General features: G+C 69.7%; 1 protein-coding gene. It reads left to right on the top strand.

All coding sequences use genetic code 11. The features are described from left to right. Positions 1-235 precede the first annotated feature (235 nt). Positions 236-631, top strand: a 396-nt coding sequence (gene arfB, locus CA983_RS44725; RefSeq protein ID WP_086606199.1) for an alternative ribosome rescue aminoacyl-tRNA hydrolase ArfB, incomplete at its 3' end; no start/stop codon positions are given.

Genomic DNA, 631 nt, shown 5'->3' on the forward strand with positions numbered 1-631 from the left:
CACCCACCCTGTCCCCCTTACCCACACCCCGGACCCGCCTGCCACCCACCCAACGACCTCACCAGCGGAAAGGTCACGCATTCGATCCGGGAACTCCCGTTCCCTCCCCGGAAACAGAGCACGCCGCAGCCCGCACACTCACTCATACACGCCAGCACGCGCTCATACGCACTCGACCAGCAACAGCTCACAACCCCCGATATTCGGGTGACGTGGACCGGTCAGGAGCGGGAACATGGACGGCATGTCTGGTCCCCACGTCATCCGCGGCTCCGTCTCCCTGCCCGAGGCCGAGCTCATGTGGCGTTTCTCGCGGTCCTCGGGGCCCGGCGGACAGCACGTCAACACCAGTGACTCGAAGGTCGAGCTCGGTTTCGACCTGGCGAGGACCGAGGCGCTGCCCGAGGTGTGGAAGCAGCGGGCGCTGGAGCGGCTGGCCGGGCGCCTGGTCGACGGAGTGGTCACCGTACGGTCCTCCGAGCACCGGTCCCAGTGGCGCAACCGCGAGGCCGCCGCCGTACGCCTCGCCGCGCTCCTGGCCGAGGCCACCGCACCCCCGCCCAAGCCCCGCAAGCCGACCCGGATCCCCCGGGGGATCAACGAACGGCGGCTGCGGCAGAAGAAGCAGCGC

This window comes from Streptomyces swartbergensis (genome assembly GCF_002148965.1).
In the GTDB taxonomy this organism is placed as follows: domain Bacteria; phylum Actinomycetota; class Actinomycetes; order Streptomycetales; family Streptomycetaceae; genus Streptomyces; species Streptomyces swartbergensis.